This is a genomic window from Mycobacterium sp. NS-7484 (assembly GCF_001953975.1).
Lineage (GTDB): Bacteria > Actinomycetota > Actinomycetes > Mycobacteriales > Mycobacteriaceae > Mycobacterium.
The window spans coordinates 63649-82561 of sequence record NZ_MBEJ01000062.1; the positions used below are offsets into that span (position 1 = coordinate 63649).

The 18913-nt window shown below is 65.3% G+C and carries 19 protein-coding genes and 1 pseudogene; 5 read left to right on the top strand and 15 right to left on the bottom strand.

All coding sequences use genetic code 11. From position 1 onward, the window contains the following. Positions 1-98 precede the first annotated feature (98 nt). Together aceA and A5733_RS11025 are read right to left on the bottom strand one after the other, a co-directional pair. Positions 99-1385, bottom strand: a complete 1287-nt coding sequence (gene aceA / locus A5733_RS11020) for an isocitrate lyase (RefSeq protein WP_076240130.1) — start codon at positions 1383-1385, stop codon at positions 99-101. Positions 1386-1653: 268 nt separating this feature from the next. Then, entirely contained in the window at positions 1654-2475 is an 822-nt protein-coding gene (locus A5733_RS11025) for an acyl-[acyl-carrier-protein] thioesterase (RefSeq protein WP_067776205.1), read from the bottom strand. A 118-nt stretch (positions 2476-2593) separates the two neighbouring features. On the opposite strand from A5733_RS11025, the gene ramB reads away from it, so the two are divergent. Continuing rightward, the gene (gene ramB / locus A5733_RS11030) at positions 2594-4009 is read left to right on the top strand and encodes an acetate metabolism transcriptional regulator RamB (RefSeq protein ID WP_076240131.1); all 1416 of its coding nucleotides are present in this window, start codon (positions 2594-2596) and stop codon (positions 4007-4009) included. 130 nt (positions 4010-4139) lie between these two features. Then, positions 4140-4691: a carboxymuconolactone decarboxylase family protein gene (locus tag A5733_RS11035; RefSeq protein ID WP_076240132.1), complete on the top strand. Its 552-nt coding sequence runs from the start codon at positions 4140-4142 to the stop codon at positions 4689-4691. Between the two features lie 101 nt (positions 4692-4792). On the opposite strand, the gene A5733_RS11040 is transcribed toward A5733_RS11035, so the two are convergent. The 5 genes from A5733_RS11040 to A5733_RS11060 are packed head-to-tail and all read right to left on the bottom strand — an operon-like array spanning position 4793 to position 7779. Further along, on the bottom strand, positions 4793-5062 hold the full coding sequence (locus tag A5733_RS11040; RefSeq protein WP_067776139.1) for a hypothetical protein: 270 nt from the start codon (positions 5060-5062) through the stop codon (positions 4793-4795). After that, complete coding sequence (lpdA, locus tag A5733_RS11045; protein WP_076240133.1) at positions 5059-6453, bottom strand: dihydrolipoyl dehydrogenase; 1395 nt, start codon at positions 6451-6453, stop codon at positions 5059-5061. The genes A5733_RS11040 and lpdA overlap by 4 nt, the downstream gene beginning before the upstream one ends. Before the next feature lie 30 nt (positions 6454-6483). After that, positions 6484-6978: a hypothetical protein gene (locus tag A5733_RS11050; protein WP_076240134.1), complete on the bottom strand. Its 495-nt coding sequence runs from the start codon at positions 6976-6978 to the stop codon at positions 6484-6486. Beyond that, on the bottom strand, positions 6971-7249 hold the full coding sequence (locus A5733_RS11055) for a putative holin (protein WP_076240135.1): 279 nt from the start codon (positions 7247-7249) through the stop codon (positions 6971-6973). Before A5733_RS11055 ends, A5733_RS11050 begins: the two co-directional genes overlap by 8 nt. Before the next feature lie 35 nt (positions 7250-7284). Then, positions 7285-7779, bottom strand: a complete 495-nt coding sequence (locus A5733_RS11060; RefSeq protein WP_076240136.1) for a DUF779 domain-containing protein — start codon at positions 7777-7779, stop codon at positions 7285-7287. Between the two features lie 68 nt (positions 7780-7847). Between A5733_RS11060 and A5733_RS11065 the strand changes: the two genes are divergently transcribed. After that, entirely contained in the window at positions 7848-9851 is a 2004-nt protein-coding gene (locus A5733_RS11065) for a prolyl oligopeptidase family protein (RefSeq protein WP_076240175.1), read from the top strand. 100 nt (positions 9852-9951) lie between these two features. On the opposite strand, the gene A5733_RS11070 is transcribed toward A5733_RS11065, so the two are convergent. From A5733_RS11070 to A5733_RS11105, 8 genes and pseudogenes are all read right to left on the bottom strand, one after another. Continuing rightward, on the bottom strand, positions 9952-10797 hold the full coding sequence (locus A5733_RS11070; RefSeq protein WP_076240137.1) for a hypothetical protein: 846 nt from the start codon (positions 10795-10797) through the stop codon (positions 9952-9954). A gap of 28 nt (positions 10798-10825) precedes the next feature. Beyond that, a complete protein-coding gene (gene ppk2 / locus A5733_RS11075; protein ID WP_067776157.1) occupies positions 10826-11683 on the bottom strand; it encodes a polyphosphate kinase 2 in 858 nt (285 codons plus the stop codon). Positions 11684-11751: 68 nt separating this feature from the next. Further along, the gene (locus tag A5733_RS11080) at positions 11752-12162 is read right to left on the bottom strand and encodes a PIN domain-containing protein (protein ID WP_076240138.1); all 411 of its coding nucleotides are present in this window, start codon (positions 12160-12162) and stop codon (positions 11752-11754) included. A gap of 65 nt (positions 12163-12227) precedes the next feature. After that, positions 12228-12380 (bottom strand): annotated as a pseudogene (locus A5733_RS11085) (type II toxin-antitoxin system VapB family antitoxin); the annotation flags it as partial. A gap of 60 nt (positions 12381-12440) precedes the next feature. Beyond that, positions 12441-13970, bottom strand: a complete 1530-nt coding sequence (locus tag A5733_RS11090) for an aldehyde dehydrogenase family protein (RefSeq protein WP_067776165.1) — start codon at positions 13968-13970, stop codon at positions 12441-12443. A gap of 223 nt (positions 13971-14193) precedes the next feature. Beyond that, a complete protein-coding gene (locus A5733_RS11095; protein WP_076240139.1) occupies positions 14194-15351 on the bottom strand; it encodes a YtxH domain-containing protein in 1158 nt (385 codons plus the stop codon). A 402-nt stretch (positions 15352-15753) separates the two neighbouring features. After that, positions 15754-16326, bottom strand: a complete 573-nt coding sequence (locus tag A5733_RS11100) for a PA-phosphatase (RefSeq protein ID WP_076240140.1) — start codon at positions 16324-16326, stop codon at positions 15754-15756. Then, a complete protein-coding gene (locus tag A5733_RS11105) occupies positions 16323-16841 on the bottom strand; it encodes a mycothiol transferase (RefSeq protein WP_076240141.1) in 519 nt (172 codons plus the stop codon). The genes A5733_RS11100 and A5733_RS11105 overlap by 4 nt, the downstream gene beginning before the upstream one ends. Positions 16842-16896: 55 nt before the next feature. Between A5733_RS11105 and A5733_RS11110 the strand changes: the two genes are divergently transcribed. Both A5733_RS11110 and A5733_RS11115 read left to right on the top strand, forming a co-directional pair. After that, on the top strand, positions 16897-18420 hold the full coding sequence (locus A5733_RS11110) for a serine/threonine-protein kinase (RefSeq protein WP_067776208.1): 1524 nt from the start codon (positions 16897-16899) through the stop codon (positions 18418-18420). Continuing rightward, on the top strand, positions 18420-18911 hold the full coding sequence (locus A5733_RS11115; protein ID WP_067776175.1) for a hypothetical protein: 492 nt from the start codon (positions 18420-18422) through the stop codon (positions 18909-18911). Before A5733_RS11110 ends, A5733_RS11115 begins: the two co-directional genes overlap by 1 nt. Positions 18912-18913: the final 2 nt, after the last annotated feature.

Sequence of the window (18913 nt, forward strand, 5' to 3'; positions counted from 1 at the left end):
CGTGTGATTTCTCTCCGCGAGCAGACGTAAACCGGGCATTTTCGCGGGGAAAATGTACGGGTTTACGTCTGCTCGGCGAGAAGGGCTCTCCGCAGGGCCTAGTGGAACTGGCCCTCTTCGGTGGAACCGGCCAGCGCGGTGGTCGAGCTGTTCGGGTCAACCGTGGTGGCGATCCGGTCGAAGTAGCCGGCGCCGACCTCACGCTGGTGCTTGGTGGCGGTGTAGCCGCGCTCCTCGGCAGCGAACTCGCGCTCCTGCAGCTCGACGTAGGCTTTCATCTGCTCGCGGGCGTAGCCGTGGGCCAGATCGAACATCGAGTAGTTCAGGGCGTGGAAGCCGGCCAGCGTGATGAACTGGAACTTGAAGCCCATCGCGCCCAGCTCGCGCTGGAACTTGGCGATGGTGTCGTCGTCCAGGTGCTTCTTCCAGTTGAAGGACGGCGAGCAGTTGTAGGCCAGCATCTGGTCGGGGAACTCCGCCTTGACGCCCTCGGCGAACTTCTTGGCCAGCTCCAGGTCCGGGGTGCCGGTCTCCATCCAGATCAGGTCGGAGTACGGCGCGTAGGCCTTGGCGCGGGCGATGCAGGGCTCGAGGCCGTTCTTCACGTGGTAGAAGCCCTCGGCGGTGCGCTCACCGGTGATGAACGGCTTATCGCGCTCGTCGACGTCGGAGGTGATCAGGGTGGCGGCCTCGGCGTCGGTGCGCGCGATGACGACGGTCGGCACGTCGGCCACGTCGGCGGCCAGGCGGGCCGAGGTCAGGGTGCGGATGTGCTGCTGGGTCGGGATCAGCACCTTGCCACCGAGGTGGCCACACTTCTTCTCCGAGGCCAGCTGGTCTTCCCAGTGCGAGCCGGCGACACCGGCGGCGATCATGGCCTTCTGCAGCTCGTAGACGTTGAGCGCGCCACCGAAGCCGGCCTCACCGTCGGCGACGATCGGGGCGAGCCAGTTCTCGACGGAGGTGTCGCCCTCGACCTTGGCGATCTCGTCGGCACGCAGCAGCGCGTTGTTGATGCGGCGGACCACCTGCGGCACCGAGTTGGCCGGGTAGAGGCTCTGGTCGGGGTAGGTGTGACCGGACAGGTTGGCGTCACCGGCAACCTGCCAGCCCGACAGGTAGATGGCCTTGAGGCCGGCGCGGACCTGCTGGACGGCCATGTTGCCGGTCAGCGCGCCCAGCGCGTTGACGAAGTCCATGTCGTGCAGCTGCTCCCACAGCACCTCGGCGCCGCGGCGGGCCAAGGTGGCCTCCTCGACGACGGAGCCCTGCAGGGCGACCACGTCGGCCGGGGTGTAGGTACGGGTGATGCCCTTCCAGCGGGGGTTGTGATCCCAGTCGTGCTGGATCTGCTCCGGTGACTTGGGGGTGCCCACGGTCGACATAGGACTGCTCCTTCGGTTTGGTTCAGTTGCTCCGCCGCCGCACCGCTCGCTCATTGCTAACGCTTTGGCAACTTCACTGATGTGCTGACTCGACCATGGCACAGCACATATCCGCAGGTCCACCCGTTTCAATTGCCAACTTTCGCCAAAGCGCTTAGCAAATTTGCAAATGTTGCGAAGAAATATGATGGCTGTACCGGTTCAGAAGCTACCGACGGGTAGCCCAAAGGCGCAGGTCAGTACGCCCGTACTGTTAAACCGGCGGGCGTCAGAGCGAGAAGAGTGAGGCGATCGCTTTCGTCTCGTCGCCGACGGCATATGTGAGCGTTCTAACAGTCCGGTCCGTCAGCCCCTCGCCGAATTTGTCGGTCGATCCGGCGGGGTGGACGTGCGACAGGATCTCGAGTTTCTCGCCCAGGGCGACGGCGGCGTCGTGCTCGATGGTCACCCGCAGCGGCTTCTGGAGGAGCTCGGGGTGCGAGTACAGGTAGTCCTCGATCACGGTCCAGTAGACCGAGTTGTTCATGTGGTCGAACAAATCGATGTCGGACACCCGCACCGGATACTCACGTACCTCCACCGCGTCCTCGCGACTCCCGGCCTTCAGGTAGGACTTCCACCGCAGTCGCGCCTCGTCGGTGGTGCGCCGCAAGCCGGCCAGGAAGTCGTCGGAGATGCGAGCCGGGCCCTGGGTCTCACGGTTGATGTTGATCCAGAAGGCCTCGGATTCCATCAGGCCGCCCTTGCGTCCGTCGATGCGCACCCGCATCTCACACCAGCGGTTCGACGTGCCCGAACACCACCGTCGCATCCGCAGCATGTCCTGGAATTCGATGGGCTTGATCAGATCGATCATCGTGCGCCGAACGATCCACAGTGGATGGGTCTCCTCGAAGCCGAGTTCACGCAGATGATCGGAGCCGATGTCCTGGATGTGCCGAGCCGCGGCGTCGAACCGCAGCCGGCCGACGCGGTCGATGTCGCCGACGCGAAGCGGCCATTGCCGGTCGAAGACGTCGGGATGCGGATCCGGCACCGGCATCATCACCTTGTTGAGTCCGGTGGTCGAAGTTTCCGCGGTTCCCGTCATGGCCATCTCCCAATCGCTGCGCCTGAGCCCGATCATGCCAGGCAGCCCGATGATGCCAGTAGTCCCAAATTTGCCAACTATGCAAAGGACGTCTTCACAGGCTTGTAAGCTATTTGACGTGGCAAAAACGTTCGTGGGCTCGCGGGTGCGACAACTGCGGAGCGAGCGTGGGTTCAGCCAGGCCGCGCTGGCACAGATGTTGGAGATCTCCCCGAGCTATCTCAACCAGATCGAGCACGACGTACGCCCACTGACGGTTGCGGTGCTCCTGCGCATCACCGAGGTGTTCGGGGTGGACGCGACGTTCTTCGCCCCTCAGGACGACACCCGACTGGTCGCCGAGATGCGCGAGGTGACGCTCGACCGCGACCTCGGTGTCGAGATGGACGTCACCGAGGTGGCCGACTTGGTGGCGGCATATCCCAATTTCGCCCGCGCGCTGGTCAACCTGCACCGCCGGTATCGGCTCACCACCACACAGCTGGCCGCAGCGACCGAGGATCGGTATTCCGACGGCAGCGGCAGCGGGTCGATCACCATGCCGCACGAAGAAGTGCGCGACTACTTCTACCAACGCCAGAACTATCTGCACCAATTGGACACTGCCGCAGAGGATCTCACCGCCAAGATCCGTATGCATCGCGGTGATCTGGCCGGCGAACTGGCGAACCGGCTGACCACCGTGCACAACGTGCGGATCGTTCGGCGCATCGATCTGGGTGACACCGTGCTGCACCGCTTCGACCCGGCCAGCAAGACCCTGGAGATGAGCAATCACCTGGGCACCGGTCAGCAGGTGTTCAAGATGGCAGCCGAACTCGCCTTCCTGGAGTTCGGTGAGCTCATCGACAAACTCGTCGACGAGGGCATGTTCACCAGCGCCGAGTCCCACACCTTGGCCCGGCTCGGACTGGCCAACTACTTCGCCGCCGCAACCGTGCTGCCCTACCGCCAATTCCATGATGTGGCCGAGAATTTCCGCTACGACGTGGAACGGCTGTCGGCGTTCTACTCGGTGAGCTACGAGACCATCGCGCACCGGCTGTCGACCCTGCAACGCCCGTCGATGCGTGGCGTGCCGTTCTCCTTCGTCCGGGTCGACCGGGCCGGAAACATGTCGAAACGCCAGTCCGCCACCGGTTTTCACTTCTCCTCCTCGGGCGGCACCTGCCCGTTGTGGAACGTGTACGAGACCTTCGGCAACCCCGGCAAGATCGGCGTGCAGATCGCCCAGATGCCCGACGGGCGCAACTACATGTGGGTGGCCCGCACCGTGGAGCGTCGCGCCTCGCGCTATGGACAACCGGGCAAGACCTTCGCCATCGGGCTGGGATGCGAACTGCGCCATGCCCATCGGCTCGTGTACTCCGAAGGTCTGGACCTCTCGGGTGAGGCGGCCACCCCCATCGGATCGGGCTGTCGGGTGTGCGAACGGGACAACTGCCCGCAACGGGCGTTCCCGGCACTCGGCAAGGCCTTGGACCTCAACGAGCACCGCTCGACGGTGTCGCCGTATCTGGTGCGCCAGCCGTAGTCGCCGCGACAGCCCGCACACCGTCCACGCCGTTTTCCACACCTGGGTCGTGGTGACGGCCAATTCACCGCCCTGCGGTGGAAACCGGTGCGGCCTTCCCAGCCTGCCATCTTGTGCCAGACTCGGCGGGGTGAGTGCACTCGAGCCGGCCCGCATCGCACCGGGCGGATTCCGTGAACTGGGCCCGGTCAACTGGGCGATCGCCAAGCTGGGCGCCAGGGCCATCCGGGCACCGAGGTTCACCCTGATGAACGTCCTGGGCCAGCACAAGCTGCTGTTTTTGGCGTGGCTGCCGTATTCGGGCCTGCTACTCGGACCGCTGGGCAAGCTGTCGCGTCAGGATGCCGAGTTGGTCATCCTGCGGGTCGGCCATCTGCGGGATTGTGAATACGAACTGCAGCAGCACCGGCGGTTGGCCCGCAGCCGCGGCGTCGACGAAAAGACGCAGGCCCGCATCTTCGAGGGACCCGATGCCGACGGGCTCACCGACCGCCAGCGGGTGTTGATCACCGCGACCGACGAGTTCGTCGTCACCCGGTCGATCTCGGCGGAAACGTGGGCCGCGCTCGCCGCCATCCTGACCAAACAGCAGATCATCGAATTCTGCCTGCTGGCAAGCCAATACGATGGCCTGGCCGCCACGATGACCACGCTGCGGATCCCGCTGGACTTCCCCGACTGAGCGGCCGGCTCCCCCGCCGGGCCGGCGCCGTTTTCTACCTCAGGGTTGTGCTGAGGCGTCCGCAACAGCCCAGGTGTAGAAACCGGCGCGCGAATCGCTCGTCACAGATACGTGACGCCCAGCAACACCAGCGAGAACACCACCGGGGACACCGGCAGCGCCCACAGGAATGCCGCCCACGCGTGGTCTTTCTGCTGATACTTGCGCCGGCCGAAGTACGCGCCGGCCGCACCGCCGATCAGGGACAGCGCGGCCACCAAGAGCGCCCAGATGGTCACCCGGGAGCCCTCGGTCGCCAATGTGATGGCAGCCAGCCACAGAATGTGGCCGGCCACCAATCCGGCTATGCCGGCAACGATTTCGTTTCTCAAAAGTTGATCATGTGGCCGGTCAGCCCATGGAAGCACTCCTGCAGCGCCTCCGACAGGGTCGGGTGGGTGTGCACGTTGCGGGCCAACTCGTTGGCGGTGAGGTCCCACTTCTGGGCCAGGGTCAGCTCGGGCAGCAGCTCCGAGACATCGGGTCCGATCAAGTGCCCGCCGATCAGTTCGAGGTGCTTCTTGTCGGCGATCAGCTTGACGAACCCGGTCGGATCGGCCAGACCGTGCGCCTTGCCGTTGGCGGTGAACGGGAACTTGGCGACAACCACGTCGTATCCCTCGGCCTTGGCCTGCTCCTCGGTCAGCCCGAAGCTGGCCACCTGCGGCTGACAGAACGTCGCGCGTGGCATCATCCGGTAATCGCCCAGCGTCAGAGTCTCTGCGCCGCCGATGGTTTCGGCCGCGACCACGCCCTGCGCCTCGGCCACGTGGGCCAGTTGCAGCTTGCCGGTGACATCGCCGATGGCATAGATGTGCGGCACGTTGGTACGCATGTAATCGTCGATGCCGATGGCCTTGCGGTCGGTGAGCGCGACACCGGCCGCCTCGAGGCCGTAGCCCTCGACGTTGGGGGCAAACCCGATGGCCTGCAACACCTTGTCGGCCTGCAGTTCTTCGGTCTTGCCGTCCTTGCTTACGGTGACCTTCACGCTGGAACCGTCGTCGGCAATTGCTTCGACCTTGGTGCCGGTGAGGATCTTCACGCCCAGCTTCTTGTACTGCTTCTCGATCTCCTTCGAGACCTCGGCGTCCTCGTTAGGCAGGGCCCGCGGCAGGAACTCGACGATGGTGACGTCGACGCCGTAGTTCTTCAGCACGTAGGCGAACTCCATGCCGATGGCGCCCGCGCCCGCGATGACGATCGACCCCGGCAGCTCACGCGAGAGGATCTGGGTCTCGTAGGTGACGACGTTCTCCGACAGCGAGGTGCCCGGCACCAGACGCGTCGACGACCCGGTGGCGATGATGGCGTTGTCGAAGGTCAGCTCCTCGGTCCCGCCTTCGTTGAGCTTCACCGACATCGCGTTGGGGCCGGTGAAGGTGCCGTACCCGTGGACCTCGGTGATCTTGTTCTTCTTCATCAGGAAGTGCACGCCGGCGACACGGCCGTCGGCCACCTTGCGGCTGCGGTCGAAGGCGGCACCGTAATCGAAGGTCGCCTCCCCGCTGATGCCGAAGGTCTTGGCTTCCTTGTTGAAGATGTGCGCGATCTCCGCATTGCGCAGCAACGCCTTGGACGGGATGCACCCGACATTGAGGCACACGCCGCCCCAGTATTTGGGTTCGACAATTGCGGTATTCAGCCCCAGTTGGGCGGCACGAATGGCCGCGACGTATCCACCGGGCCCGGCTCCGAGAACGACAACGTCAAAGTGGGTCACGAACCCACCCTAGTGGGCCGCGCAATGTTCCTACCGAGCGATCCAGCCGAACACGTAGGCACCATAGAAGGCCGCCGCGGCCGCCATCGCCGCCAGCGGGGCCGACATCAACGCGATGGCCAGGGCGGATATCACCGGTCTGCGCTGGGCGGTGGACGCCAGCAGGGCCCCGACCGTGGTGACGACGACGTAGGTGAGCACGACGAACACCGGCCAGGTCTTGCCCACCGATTGGAACCAGTAGTAGTACAGGCCCGCCCCGGCCGCCGCGGAGACGAACCACACCCCGGCGAGCACACCCACGAACGTCCACCACTTGACATACAGGTAGGACCCTTCGACCACGATGGACGGAGCCGGGGCAGCCAACGGTGCCGACGGCGCGTCGTCGGACACCGGTGGTTCCGGTGCGCCCGGCGCCTCCGCGCCGACAGGCGATGGATCCTCGACAGCGACGACCTCGTTCTCGCCGGTGTCGAACAGTGGGGTGAAGTCCGCGGTGGAGGTGTCGAGGTTCTCAGGCATTCGACGCCGCCTGGATGATCGTCAGGGCAGCGAACCAGCCGGGCGCGACGGCCAGGACGAACGCGCCGAACGTCGTGACCCACCGTCGTCCGGAAACCAGGACCAGCAGGATTCCGAGGACGCCGGGCACCCCGAGCACGAGCGCGATCACCACGTCGGGCCGCACGGTGACCGTCACCAACAACGACGTGGCGACCCCGGCCAGAAGCCCGACGGCGACGCCGACCGACATTGCGCCGGTCAGTAGCCATGCGCGGGGCAGCGGAATCACCTTTCGACGATAACGCCGCGGCCCGCGCCGACCCGCTACATCTGCGCGGCGCGTCCTTGCGGTACCGGGCAGGCGTCGGCGGCCTCGTCGACGATGTGGCTGCCGGTGTCGGGTGGGCGTACGCCGGCGGTGTACTGCGCACCGGTCACCGGTGTCTGCTCGTCGAGCAGGCGGTTCTCGTCGTGGGTGAAGGCGCGCCCGCGGGACAGGAACCGCATGCCTTCGGGCGCTTCCAGGCTGAACCCGCCGCCGCGGCCGGGCACCACGTCGATCACCAGCTGGGTGTGTTTCCAGGCGTCGAATTGCGGCCCGGAGATCCACACCGGCACGCCCGTCCCGACGTCGAGGATCGCCAACAGGATGTCCCGGTCGCCGACGATGAAGTCCCCGTCGGGGTAACACATCGGCGACGACCCGTCGCAGCAGCCGCCGGACTGGTGGAACATCAGGGCCCCGTGCCGCTCCTGCAGCCGCGCCAGCAGGTCGGCGGCAGCCGCGGTGATGAGGGCCCGTGCCGGTGCCTGGCCCATCACAACCTCGCTTCATCTCGACAATGGTGTTGTTCGGCTCACAGTACGCGCGTGGTCACAATGGACGCGTGGCAACGGACCCAGCGGATCCCTATCTGTGGCTTGAGGACATCACCGGCGACGACGCGTTGGCGTGGGTGCGTGCCCACAACGAGCCGACGATCGCCGAGTTGAGCGGCGAACGATTCGAGGCGATGCGCTCGGAGATCCTGGAGATCCTCGACACCGACGCGCGGATTCCCTATCCCGGCCGGCGCGGTGAGTACCTGTACAACTTCTGGCGCGACGAGGCGAACCCCCGCGGCCTGTGGCGGCGCACCACGCTGGAGAGCTACCGCACCGACAACCCGGACTGGGACGTGATCCTCGATGTGGACGAGTTGGCCCGCGCCGAGGACGAGAACTGGGTGTGGGCCGGGCCGGAGGTGATCGAGCCCGACCACACGCTGGCGATGATCAGCCTGTCGCGCGGTGGGGCCGACGCCACCGTTGTCCGCGAGTTCGACATGCGGACAAGAGAATTCGTCGACGGAGGGTTCGAGCTGGCCGAGGCCAAGTCGTCGGTGTCCTGGGAGGACGAGGACACCCTGCTGGTGTGCACCGACTTCGGCGAGGGCTCGATGACCGAATCCGGCTATCCGCGGATCGCCAAGCGCTGGCGTCGCGGGCAGCCGTTGGCCGAGGCCGAAACCGTGTACGAGGCCGAGCCGACCGATGTGCGGGTGATCGCCTCCGTTGACCGGACGCCCGGTTTCGAGCACACCCGGTTGGGCCGCTACACCGACTTCTACCACCGCATCCGGTACGAGTTGCGCGACGGCGAGTTGATCGAGATCGAGGTGCCGACCGACTCGTCACTGTCGCTGCACCGCGAGTGGCTGCTGATTTCGCTGCGGACCGATTGGCAGGTCGGGGACGTCACCTACCCCGCCGGCGCGCTGCTCGGTGCGAATTTCGACGAATTCCTCGCCGGCACAGCCGATCTCGCGATGATCTACGAGCCCGACGCGCACAGCTGCCTGTCCGCCGCGCAGTGGACCCGCGAAAAGCTGATCCTGATCACGCTGCGCGATGTCGCCAGCCACGTCGAGGTGGTCACACCCGGGACGTGGGAACGCCACGATGCGCCGGACATACCGCCGGCCGCCGACACCATCGTCGTCGACATCGATCCCTTCGGCGACGAGGTGTTCTACAACTCAAGCGGATTCACCACCCCGTCACGATTGCTGTACGGCACCGCAGGCGGATCGTTGACCGAGGTGAAGTCGGCGCCGGCGTTCTTCGACGCCGACGGCATCGAGGTGGAGCAGTTCTTCGCCACCTCCTCCGACGGCACTCAGATCCCCTATTTCGTGGTGGGTCGCCGCGACGAGCCGAGCCCCACGTATCTGTACGGCTATGGCGGATTCCAGAATTCGTTGACACCGGGCTATATCGGCGGGATCGGCCGTGGTTGGCTGGCCCGCGGCGGCACTTACGTACAGGCCAACATCCGCGGCGGCGGTGAATACGGGCCGGACTGGCACAAGCAGGCGATGCGGGAAAACCGTCATCTGGTGTACGAGGATTTCGCCGCGATCGCCGCGGATCTGGTGCGCCGCGGGATCACCACGGTCGAGCAGCTCGGCGCGTCCGGCGGCAGCAACGGCGGCTTGTTGATGGGCGTCATGCTCACCCACTATCCGGAGTTGTTCGGGGCGTTGGTGTGCAGTGTTCCGCTGCTGGACATGAAGCGTTTCCACCTGCTGCTGGCGGGTGCGTCGTGGGTGGCCGAATATGGCAATCCCGACGATCCGGCGGACTGGGAGTTCATGTCGAAATATTCGCCATACCAGAACATTTCGGCCTCAGCGACCTATCCGCCGATCCTGATCACCACCTCGACCCGCGATGACCGCGTACATCCCGGACACGCCAGGAAGATGACGGCGGCACTCGAGGCGGCCGGGCACCGGGTGCTGTACTACGAGAACATCGAAGGCGGACACGGGGGTGCGGCCGACAACAAGCAGGCCGCTTTCAAGTCAGCGCTGACGTACGAGTTCCTCTGGCAGGTGCTCGGTTCCTAGGGCTTTCGGCGTCGCCGTTTTCGACACCAGGGTTGCCATGGGGCGGGAACGACAACCCTGGCGTCGAAAGCGGCGTTCGTAGGCCCGTTGGTGTGGCCGATCAGTCCCGCCGCCGTAGCCCACCGAGCAGCGCCACGATGATGCCGAACACCACCAGCCCGCCACCGGCGGCCAAGGTGAGGTTGAGCCATTGATGCAGGCTGTCGATCGCGTGGCCCACCATCGCGTCGGCGATCTGACGGATACCGCCGCTGGTGTGGTTGAGCGCCTGGTTGAGGTAGCGTCGGCCGACCTCCAACCCGGCCCAGCCGCCCGCTCCCACCAACAGCGCGGAGATACCCAGGGCAGCAAGGGTTTTACCGCGAGCGCGGGCGGCCGCCAGGGTGAGCAAGGCGAAGACTCCGGTTAGCACGGTTGCGCCGACACTGATCCACGGGCCCCATACGGCCAACGGACGCAGGATTCCTGGCCGCAAGCTCTCCGGCGCAGCGGATGCGATCGGAACCGTAAGGGTCTGCGGCACTTCGATGCCGAAGCCGTTCAGGGTGTCATGAAACGAGGGATCCGAGAGCATCGGAGCCAGGTCGACGACCCAGTTGCCGTTCTCGTTGCGAGACAACCGGTCGGTGAACATCCACGTGTGTGCGACCTGGTTGGCCAGCGCGAATTGACGGGGAAAGTCCGAGCCGGCGGTGTAGGCGCTGGCGACGGCGCCGATCCGCCGCGCGTCAACCCCGGAGCCGCTCTGTGCCGCCAGGGTCTGCACCTGGGTGGTCAGTTCACCGGCCACCGCGCGTTGCAGTTGCGGGTCGGTGGCTGCGTCCGCAGCGAAGGCCGAATAGCCATCCTGGTCGATGATGTTCTTCTGCAGCCACACCGAGGGCACCGCCGCAGCCAGCAGGACCGTCGTCACCACCCACAGGAACAGCGTCATGATGAAGCGCACGCCGTCCTCCTAATCCAGGTCGGACGGGTCAGTCCGACAAGGCTCGCCCCACGATCAGCGGATCGGCGTGGCCGACCACATCAAAATCCTTGTTGTCGTAGTCGAACTTACCGAGCACGTAACGCATGGCGTTGATACGGGCGCGTTTCTTGTCGTTGCTCTTCACCACGGTCCAGGGCGCGATTTCGGTATCGGTCCAGGCGAACATCTCTTCTTTGGCCAAGGTGTAGTCGTCCCATTTGTCCAGCGACGCCAGGTCGGTGGGCGAAAGTTTCCACTGCCGCACGGGATCGACCTGGCGGATGGTGAAGCGGGTGCGCTGCTCGGACTGCGTGACGGAGAACCACAGCTTGGTCAGGCTGATGCCGTCGTTGACCAGCATCTGCTCGAACAACGGAGCCTGGCGGATGAATTCGGCATGTTGCTTGGGAGTGCAATAGCCCATCACCCGTTCCACCCCGGCGCGGTTGTACCAGGACCGGTCGAACAGCACGATCTCACCGGCGGCGGGGAGGTGCTGTACGTAGCGCTGGAAGTACCACTGGGTGCGCTCTTTCTCGGTCGGCTTCTCCAGTGCAACGACCCGCGCGCCGCGGGGGTTGAGATGCTCCATGAACCGCTTGATGGTGCCGCCTTTGCCGGCGGCATCACGTCCCTCGAACACGATGACGTGTCGCAGGCCGTTGGCCTGGCTCCACTTCTGCAGCTTGAGCAGTTCGATCTGCAGCAGCCGCTTCTGTTCGTCGTACTCGTGGCGCGACATCCGGTCGTCGTACGGGTAGTTCTCCCGCCAGGTGTCGACCACCTCACCGCCGGGTTCGAGCAGCAGCACGGGGTCGTCATCGTCGTCGTCACGGACCGCGTAGCCGGTGATGTCGAGGGTCACCGGCCGACGGTATCCGTGCTTCCGGAATCCGGAGTGATGTTTTGGTGAACGCCAGGTTGCCGGGCCCGCTACGGGTCGACGACGCGGCGCGCGTTTACGTCGGCGAGGTAACGCTGGGCAAGCTCGAAATCGGCGTCGTCGTGCAGGACCACCAACCCCTTGGCAGCAGCGGTAGCGCAGACCAACAGATCAACGACCGACAGTGCGCGCACCGCGCCGGCGGCCGCGAGCCGGTGTTGAGCCGAATCGATCCAGCGCCAAACAGCTTTCGGTACAGGTACGTCGGGATACACGTCGCGAAACATCAGATTCATTTCGTCGAGCTCGTCAGCGTTCCGCGCCGATCTACGAAACTCCGCCCGCTGCGGTTCGCATGAACCAATGGCCCCGCTGACGAGTACAGGATCCCAAACTTCGGTGAGTTCCGGTTGCCGTTGGAAGCGCCATATCGCCGAGGAATCCGCCAGGAACGAGATCACGTCCCGACGGACTTCTCATCCGTCCGCGCGGACACCCAACCCTCGTAGTCCCAGCCGCTCGACTGCTCGCGTGAGCGCGCCAGGGACTCGATACGGCGGAATCGGTCGACGTAATCGCGCATCGCGAGGTTCACGGCATCCTTCTTGGTGCGCACCCCGGCGATACGCATAACCTCGACCAGAGCGTCGTCGTCGAGATCGATCTGGGTCACCGCCACGACAACCCCCTATGTTGGTGATGTATGCCTTAACGATACATCACCAACATAGAGGCTGGGCTACTTCGCGGTGCGGCGCGGACGGGCCAGTGCCAGCTTGGTCATCATCTTGTTCATCCGGCCCAGCGCCTTCTCTGAGTTGTTGTAGTACGTGCCGCCGGCACCCACGCTGGTGCGCGGCACCACGACGGTCTCCTGCCGGCAGAACTTGCGCACCCCGTCGACGCCACCGAAGCGGGCACCGATGCCCGAGGTCTTCCAGCCACCCATCGGGGCGGTGGTGCACATCAGGTTGGAGATCACGTCGTTGACGTTGACGGCACCGCAATCAAGCTGCAGCGCCACCTTTTTCGCCCGCTCGACGTCCTTGGAGAACACCGAGGCGCTCAGCCCGTAGGGGCTGTCGTTGGCCAGGCGCACTGCCTCCTGGACCGAGGACACCTTCATGATCGGCAGCGTCGGGCCGAAGGTCTCTTCGGTCATGCAGGCCATCGAGTGATCGACGTCGACGAGCACGGTCGGCTCGAAGAAGCTCCCGCCACCTTCGGGCCGCTTGCCACCGGTCAGCGCCTTGGCGCCGGCGGCGACGGCCTCGTTGACGTGGCGTTCGGTGATGGCGACCTGGCTCTCGTCGATCTGGGCGCCGAAGTGGTAGCCCTCGCCGGTGCCCATCTTGAGATTCTCCACGGCTTTGACGGCGGCGGCGACGAACTGGTCGTAGACCGACTCGAGGGCGTACACCCGCTCGACGGACACACACGTCTGCCCGGCGTTGAACATCGCGCCCCACACCGCGGCGTTGGCGGCGAGCTCGACGTCGGCATCCTCGAGCACGATCATCGGATCCTTGCCGCCGAGCTCCAGGCTCACCGGGGTCAGGCGGCGCGCGGCGCGCTCCATCACCTTGGCGCCGGTCGCCGACGAGCCGGTGAACTGGATGTAATCGGAGTTGTCGATGACGGCCTCCGACACCTCGCGGGCACCTTGAGCCAGCGCGAACACCTCGGGCGCACCGGAATCCAGCCAGCCGCGCAGCAGCACTTCGGCGGTCAGCGGAGTGCGCTCGGACGGCTTGAGCAACACCGCGCAGCCGGCCGCCAACGCACCGATGGCGTCCATCATCGCGTTGGCTACCGGATAGTTCCACGGCGCGATGATCCCGACGACGGGACGCGGCCGGTAGTGCACAGCGATCTTCTTGATCGACAGGAAGGCCAGCGGGGCCGGGCGGGAATCCGGCGCCATCGCCTTCTCCACAACCTTGATGTAGTAGGAGAGGATCATGATCAGCAACGGCACCTCTTGGGCGGCGTCCATCGCTGACTTGCCGGTCTCGGCGATCAGGAGCTTTTCGATCTCCTCACGGTGCTCGCCGAGCCATACCGCGTACCGGGCGAGGACCTTCGCGCGGCCTTTGGCGCCACGGGCTTCCCATTCTTTCTGGGCCTCCCGCAGACCGGCCGCGATACGCGGCACGTCGGCGGCATCGGTCCAGGTCACCTGGCCTGCGACGGCGCCGGTCGCGGGGTTGTGAATGGTGCCGGAACCCGAGAACTCTCCGGTCAGATCTACATCTGGCGTCGCTGTCATGGTGCCTATGTTAATCACCATTTGTGACCCACGTCGCACCGGGGTTGACACCTGTCAAGTGCGGCTCGGCGCGGGATGCGCCGAGCGTGCATTCAGATCGCCCAGATGGCCGAATTTGCGATCTGTGTGCACGCTCGGCGATGGCTAATTCCGGGTAAAGCGCAATGCCGACAGCGGGCGGCTACCTCTCGGTCACCGCCCGCTGTCAGCCTCCACCCCAAGCTCAGTCCTCGGAGCCCTTCGACTCGTCCTTCGAGGTCCCCGATTCCTTCTTCGACGTGACCTTCTTGGTCAGGTTCGACGCCGCAGTCTTGGCCTTGTTCACCGCGTTTTCCACGTTTGTCTTGACCGTCTCCCGACGCTTCTCGGCCCGGTCTTTGGCGTCATCGACCGACTTCTTGATCTTGGCGTTCAGGTTGGTGACGTGCGGCTTGAGGTTCGACACGTCGCGCTTGCCGGTCTCGGGCGCGTCGGCCTGCAGGGTGGCCTGCTGCGACTGCTTGGCGGCAGGGTCAGGCAGGTTGCCGTCGGGCTTCACGTCGACTCCGAGAACGTTCGCGGCCGCAACCCGTACCGCGTTTCGCACACCGAGCATTTCCTTGTTGCGGAACTGCATGAGGGTGCCATCACCGTTCGGATCCTTGGGATTGTGGTTAGTACCGCCACCGAGCGACGTAGGGAGCGCTTCGGCAATCCCGTCGATGGCCGGATCGATCGCCCACTGCGGGCCGTCGATGTAATCGCGGACCACCTTGTAGATCTCGACGTTGTTACCGCCCTCCACTGCCTGAGCAAGGGTGATCAGGCTCGAGGCCTGGAGGACAGGCAAGCTGGCGAGTCGGATGCCGGATTCGATCAACTTGTTCGACAGGTCGTAGGCGTAGTTGGCGTCTTGATCCGCGCTCACCCCCAGCGCATCGGCAACGACTCCGTGAAGATCTTGCCTCAAGCCATACAGCGTTCCATCGCGGAATTCGGTCCAGATGGCCGAGTTCGCCGGTTCCTCCGGGTTGCCGCCCTGAGATTCCGGCAAGATCGCGGCCGCTGCGTAGATGAGCGGATCCGCGACGTACAGCGGGGCATCGATGATCGACCGTGCGACTGTGTACAGCCGGTCGTTGTCACCGGCAACGATGGCTGCCGCCGCGATCGCGGGGATGAACGGTACCTGCTGGGGCTGTTGGGCGAGTCGTTCCGCCGCCATGATGAGCAGTGCGTCCGGCTTCTTGCCAATGAAGTCGCTCACCCCCGTGAGCGCAACCGACGCTTCCACCACACGCGTCGGCGTCGGCGGTGAAGCTACCACCGGGGTGGCGGCGATGACGGTGGCGCCGGCGATGGCTACGCATGCCGTCAGACCACTGGAAACGCGACTGCTCATAGATGAAATCCCCTCGATGACTTGATGTTTGGGCTGGCCGATGACTCGGCACGTGCAGAAAATTACCCGCTACTCATCAAGATCTCAGCTTTTTCTCAGCTCGTTTTCGACCGGTATTTGCATACGCAATTATCGTGGGCGCAAATTGCAGTGGCGCAAACCAGCAAAAGTCGCTATTTCCGCAGCTCGCTACGGCCGGCGAAGGTTGCCGAGGCAGATTTCGACAACCGAAAGTCTTGTCCGGTGCAACACTGAGAATCGCCTAGGTCTGAACCATCAAGGGGTACTTGACCGTTAGGCCGCACCGGAAAATGACACCGACGAGGGACGCGCGGCGGCAACGACCGACCGCTCGGTGATCGTCGCCGAAAAGAAAACGCCGCGCGTCGAGGCGTTCATCGCTCAGCGAAGTTCAGGTGACATGCCCACATCCCGATCGGCCCGCCCGAAGCGATCGAACATCGCGGCCACACACACCACCGCTGTGCCCAGCAACGCCGCACCGAGGGCATCGGTGAAGTAGTGATAGGTGACGGCCTGCCCGAATATGCCCAACAGGCTGACGCAGAGCCCGATCAACACCGCCCAGAACGTCACCCCCGCCACCACCACGAGCAGGCCGATCACCACCACGAGAAAGGTGGTGTGGCCGCTGGGGTAGGCCAGGGCGCCGCCCTTCTCGCGGCCGAAGAGTGGTTTAGAGATCCGCACAATGCCGATCGCCACCGGTGGACTGACCGCCATGGCGAGCGCCAACCCGTTCCGGTGTTGCCGCACCGCGACGACGATGCCGATGATCAACGCAGCCGTCACCAACAACGGCGTGGTGAACAGCAGGAAGGCATCTCCATACGCGCCCATCTCACCGCCGAGCCGTTGGAACCAGATGTCGACCGGCACCGGCCCGCGCCGGACCGCCCATCCGAGCAGCACCACGGCGGCCACGCCGATGGGCGGCCACCATCGGGCGATCAAGGGATGATGCCGCGCAGATATGCCGCCTGACCGAGGTGCTGGGCGCAATCGTCGATGATGCTGACCAGGCGCGCACTCGCCGTCACCGGCGGGTCCCAGTTGGTGTCGACGATGCGGCCGAGTTCGTCGGCGGTCACGCCGGCGATGTAGGCCAGGGTGTCTTTGTGGACCGCCCGGTAGTACCCGGCCAGCAGGTCCGCCGGGGCGTGCACCTTCGCGACGTCCTCGGCGCTGTGTCCGTACCCGATGTCGTTGGCCGGTAGGTCGAGCGCGAATCGGTCTTTCCAGCCATCGCGGGTCCACACCTGCTCTACCCCCGCGATGTCACACAACTGCAGGTCCTGGACCCGCGCGCTGTGCCAGATCAACCACGCGATGCTGTTGGCCTGGGGGGTCGGGCGGTACCGCGAGACGTCCTCGGTGAGCCCGTCGGTGAGATCGTCGACATGTTCGATCAGCCGGGTGAATGCGTCGCGCAGCAGTTCCCGGACGGCGTCGGAATCGGCAGCAGTCATGATCCCGACGCTACTCGCGAACCGGGCGGCGGCCGTCCCGACTACCATCACGGGCATGCCGTTGAATACCGGTGACGTGTTCGCCGGGTACACGATTCAACGTCTGCTCGGCTCCGGCGGCATGGGTGAGGTGTATCTGGCCCAGCATCCGCGACTCCCCCGCCAGGACGCGCTCAAGATCATGCCGGCCTCGCTGACCAACGATGCCCAGTACCGTGACCGGTTCAACCGGGAAGCCGACATTGCCGCCACACTCTGGCATCCCCACATCGTCGGTCTGCACGATCGGGGTGAGCACGAGGGGCAGCTGTGGATCGCGATGGATTACGTCGACGGCACCGACGCCGCGCGTTATGTGCGCGACCAGCATCCCGGCGGGATGCCGCTGACCGAAGCGGTCGAGATCGTCACCGCCATCGCCGAGGCACTCGACTACGCCCACGAGCGCAACCTGCTTCACCGTGACGTCAAGCCCGCCAACATCCTGCTGACCGGCCCGCAGACGGCTCGAAGACGAATTCTGTTGGCCGACTTCGGCGTTGCCCGCCGTATCGACGACATAAGCGGGATCACCGCCACCAACATGGCCGTGGGGTCGATGGCCTACTCCGCTCCCGAACAGCTGCTGGGACAACCGATGGACGGCCGCGCCGATCAGTATGCGTTGGCGGCCAGCGCCTTTCAGCTTCTCGCCGGCCATTCTCCGTTCCACCATTCCAATCCCGCGGTGGTGATCAGCAAGCAGCTCAACGAGCTTCCCCCGAGCCTGCGGACCGAGCGCCCCGAGTTGGTCCATCTCGACGACGTGATCCGCAAGGGCATGGCCAAGGATCGCGGCGCACGCTACGAGCGGTGCGCGGATTTCGCCAAAGCGCTCGGCGCGGCGCCGGCGTCGCCGCAGCCCGTCATCCCGGTACCTCAGCGCGCCCCGTCCGCGCCGCCCACGCCGACGCCGTCGGTGTCGGCCGAGCCACCCCGGATCATCGCGGCCCCGACGTTCTCGGCGCCGAGTCTCCCGGTGATCAGCGCGCCGCACCTGTCGCCCGGCTGGTCGGGGCCCAGCCCGATCCCGCAACCGCATCGACCCCAGAAACCCGGCCCGGCAAGGGTTGTGGTGCCCGCCGCGCTGGCGGTCCTACTGGTCTGCACCCTGGTGTTCACGATCAGCCAGTTCATCCGCTCCACGCCCGTGCCGCGCAGCACGCCCTCGTGGCAGCCCTACGTCGAGGCGGCCGAGACGTTCGCGTTGCACACCGTGACCGTCAGCGCGGACACCGTCGACACCGATCTCGCGATGATCATGGACGGGGCCACGGACAAGTTTCGCGCCGACCTGCAGAACCAGGCGCCCGAGATCAAACGCAAGGCGCGCGAGCTGGGCGTGCACACCGAGGGAACGGTCACCGGCGCGGGCGTCGAATCGGTGTTCTCCGACGAGGCGGTCGTCCTGGTCGCGGTCGACACCAAGGTCACGGTCACGAGCAACCCGGTCGGCGTCGTTTCGCTGCAACGCACCAGGGTCACCGTGCAGCACGTCGACGGTAGCTACAAGGCCTCGAAGCTGGAGTTCGTCAACTGATGGGAACACGCACGCGCGGCTGGCTGATTCTGGTCCTCACGCTCATCGTGGGGATCGTCGTGGTCGCCGGGCTGGGCTTCTGGCAGCTGTCGGTCAAAGGTCAACCGGCGCCGGCTCCGATCGCCGACGATGACCATGCCCGCGAACAAGTCACCGATTTCGTCACCACCAATGTCGTCAAGGTCTTGAGCTTCACGCCCACCACGAGTCGGGGCGACACCGACGCGGTCAGCAAGGTGCTGACCGGCGCGGCTGTCGACGAGTACCGAAAGCGCATCCGCGAGAAACCCGACAATGTCACCCAGAGCGCCACGGTGCGCAACACCGGCGTGGAGTCACTGTCGGACGACGAGGCCAAGGTGGTGGTGTTCGTCGACCAGACCGCACAGCCGGCCGGCGGCGGCCCCTCGACCAAGGACGCCCTGGCCTACCGGGTCAGCCTCAGCCGGGTCGACGGCGATTGGCTGATCTCGGAGCTGGAACCGCTGTAACT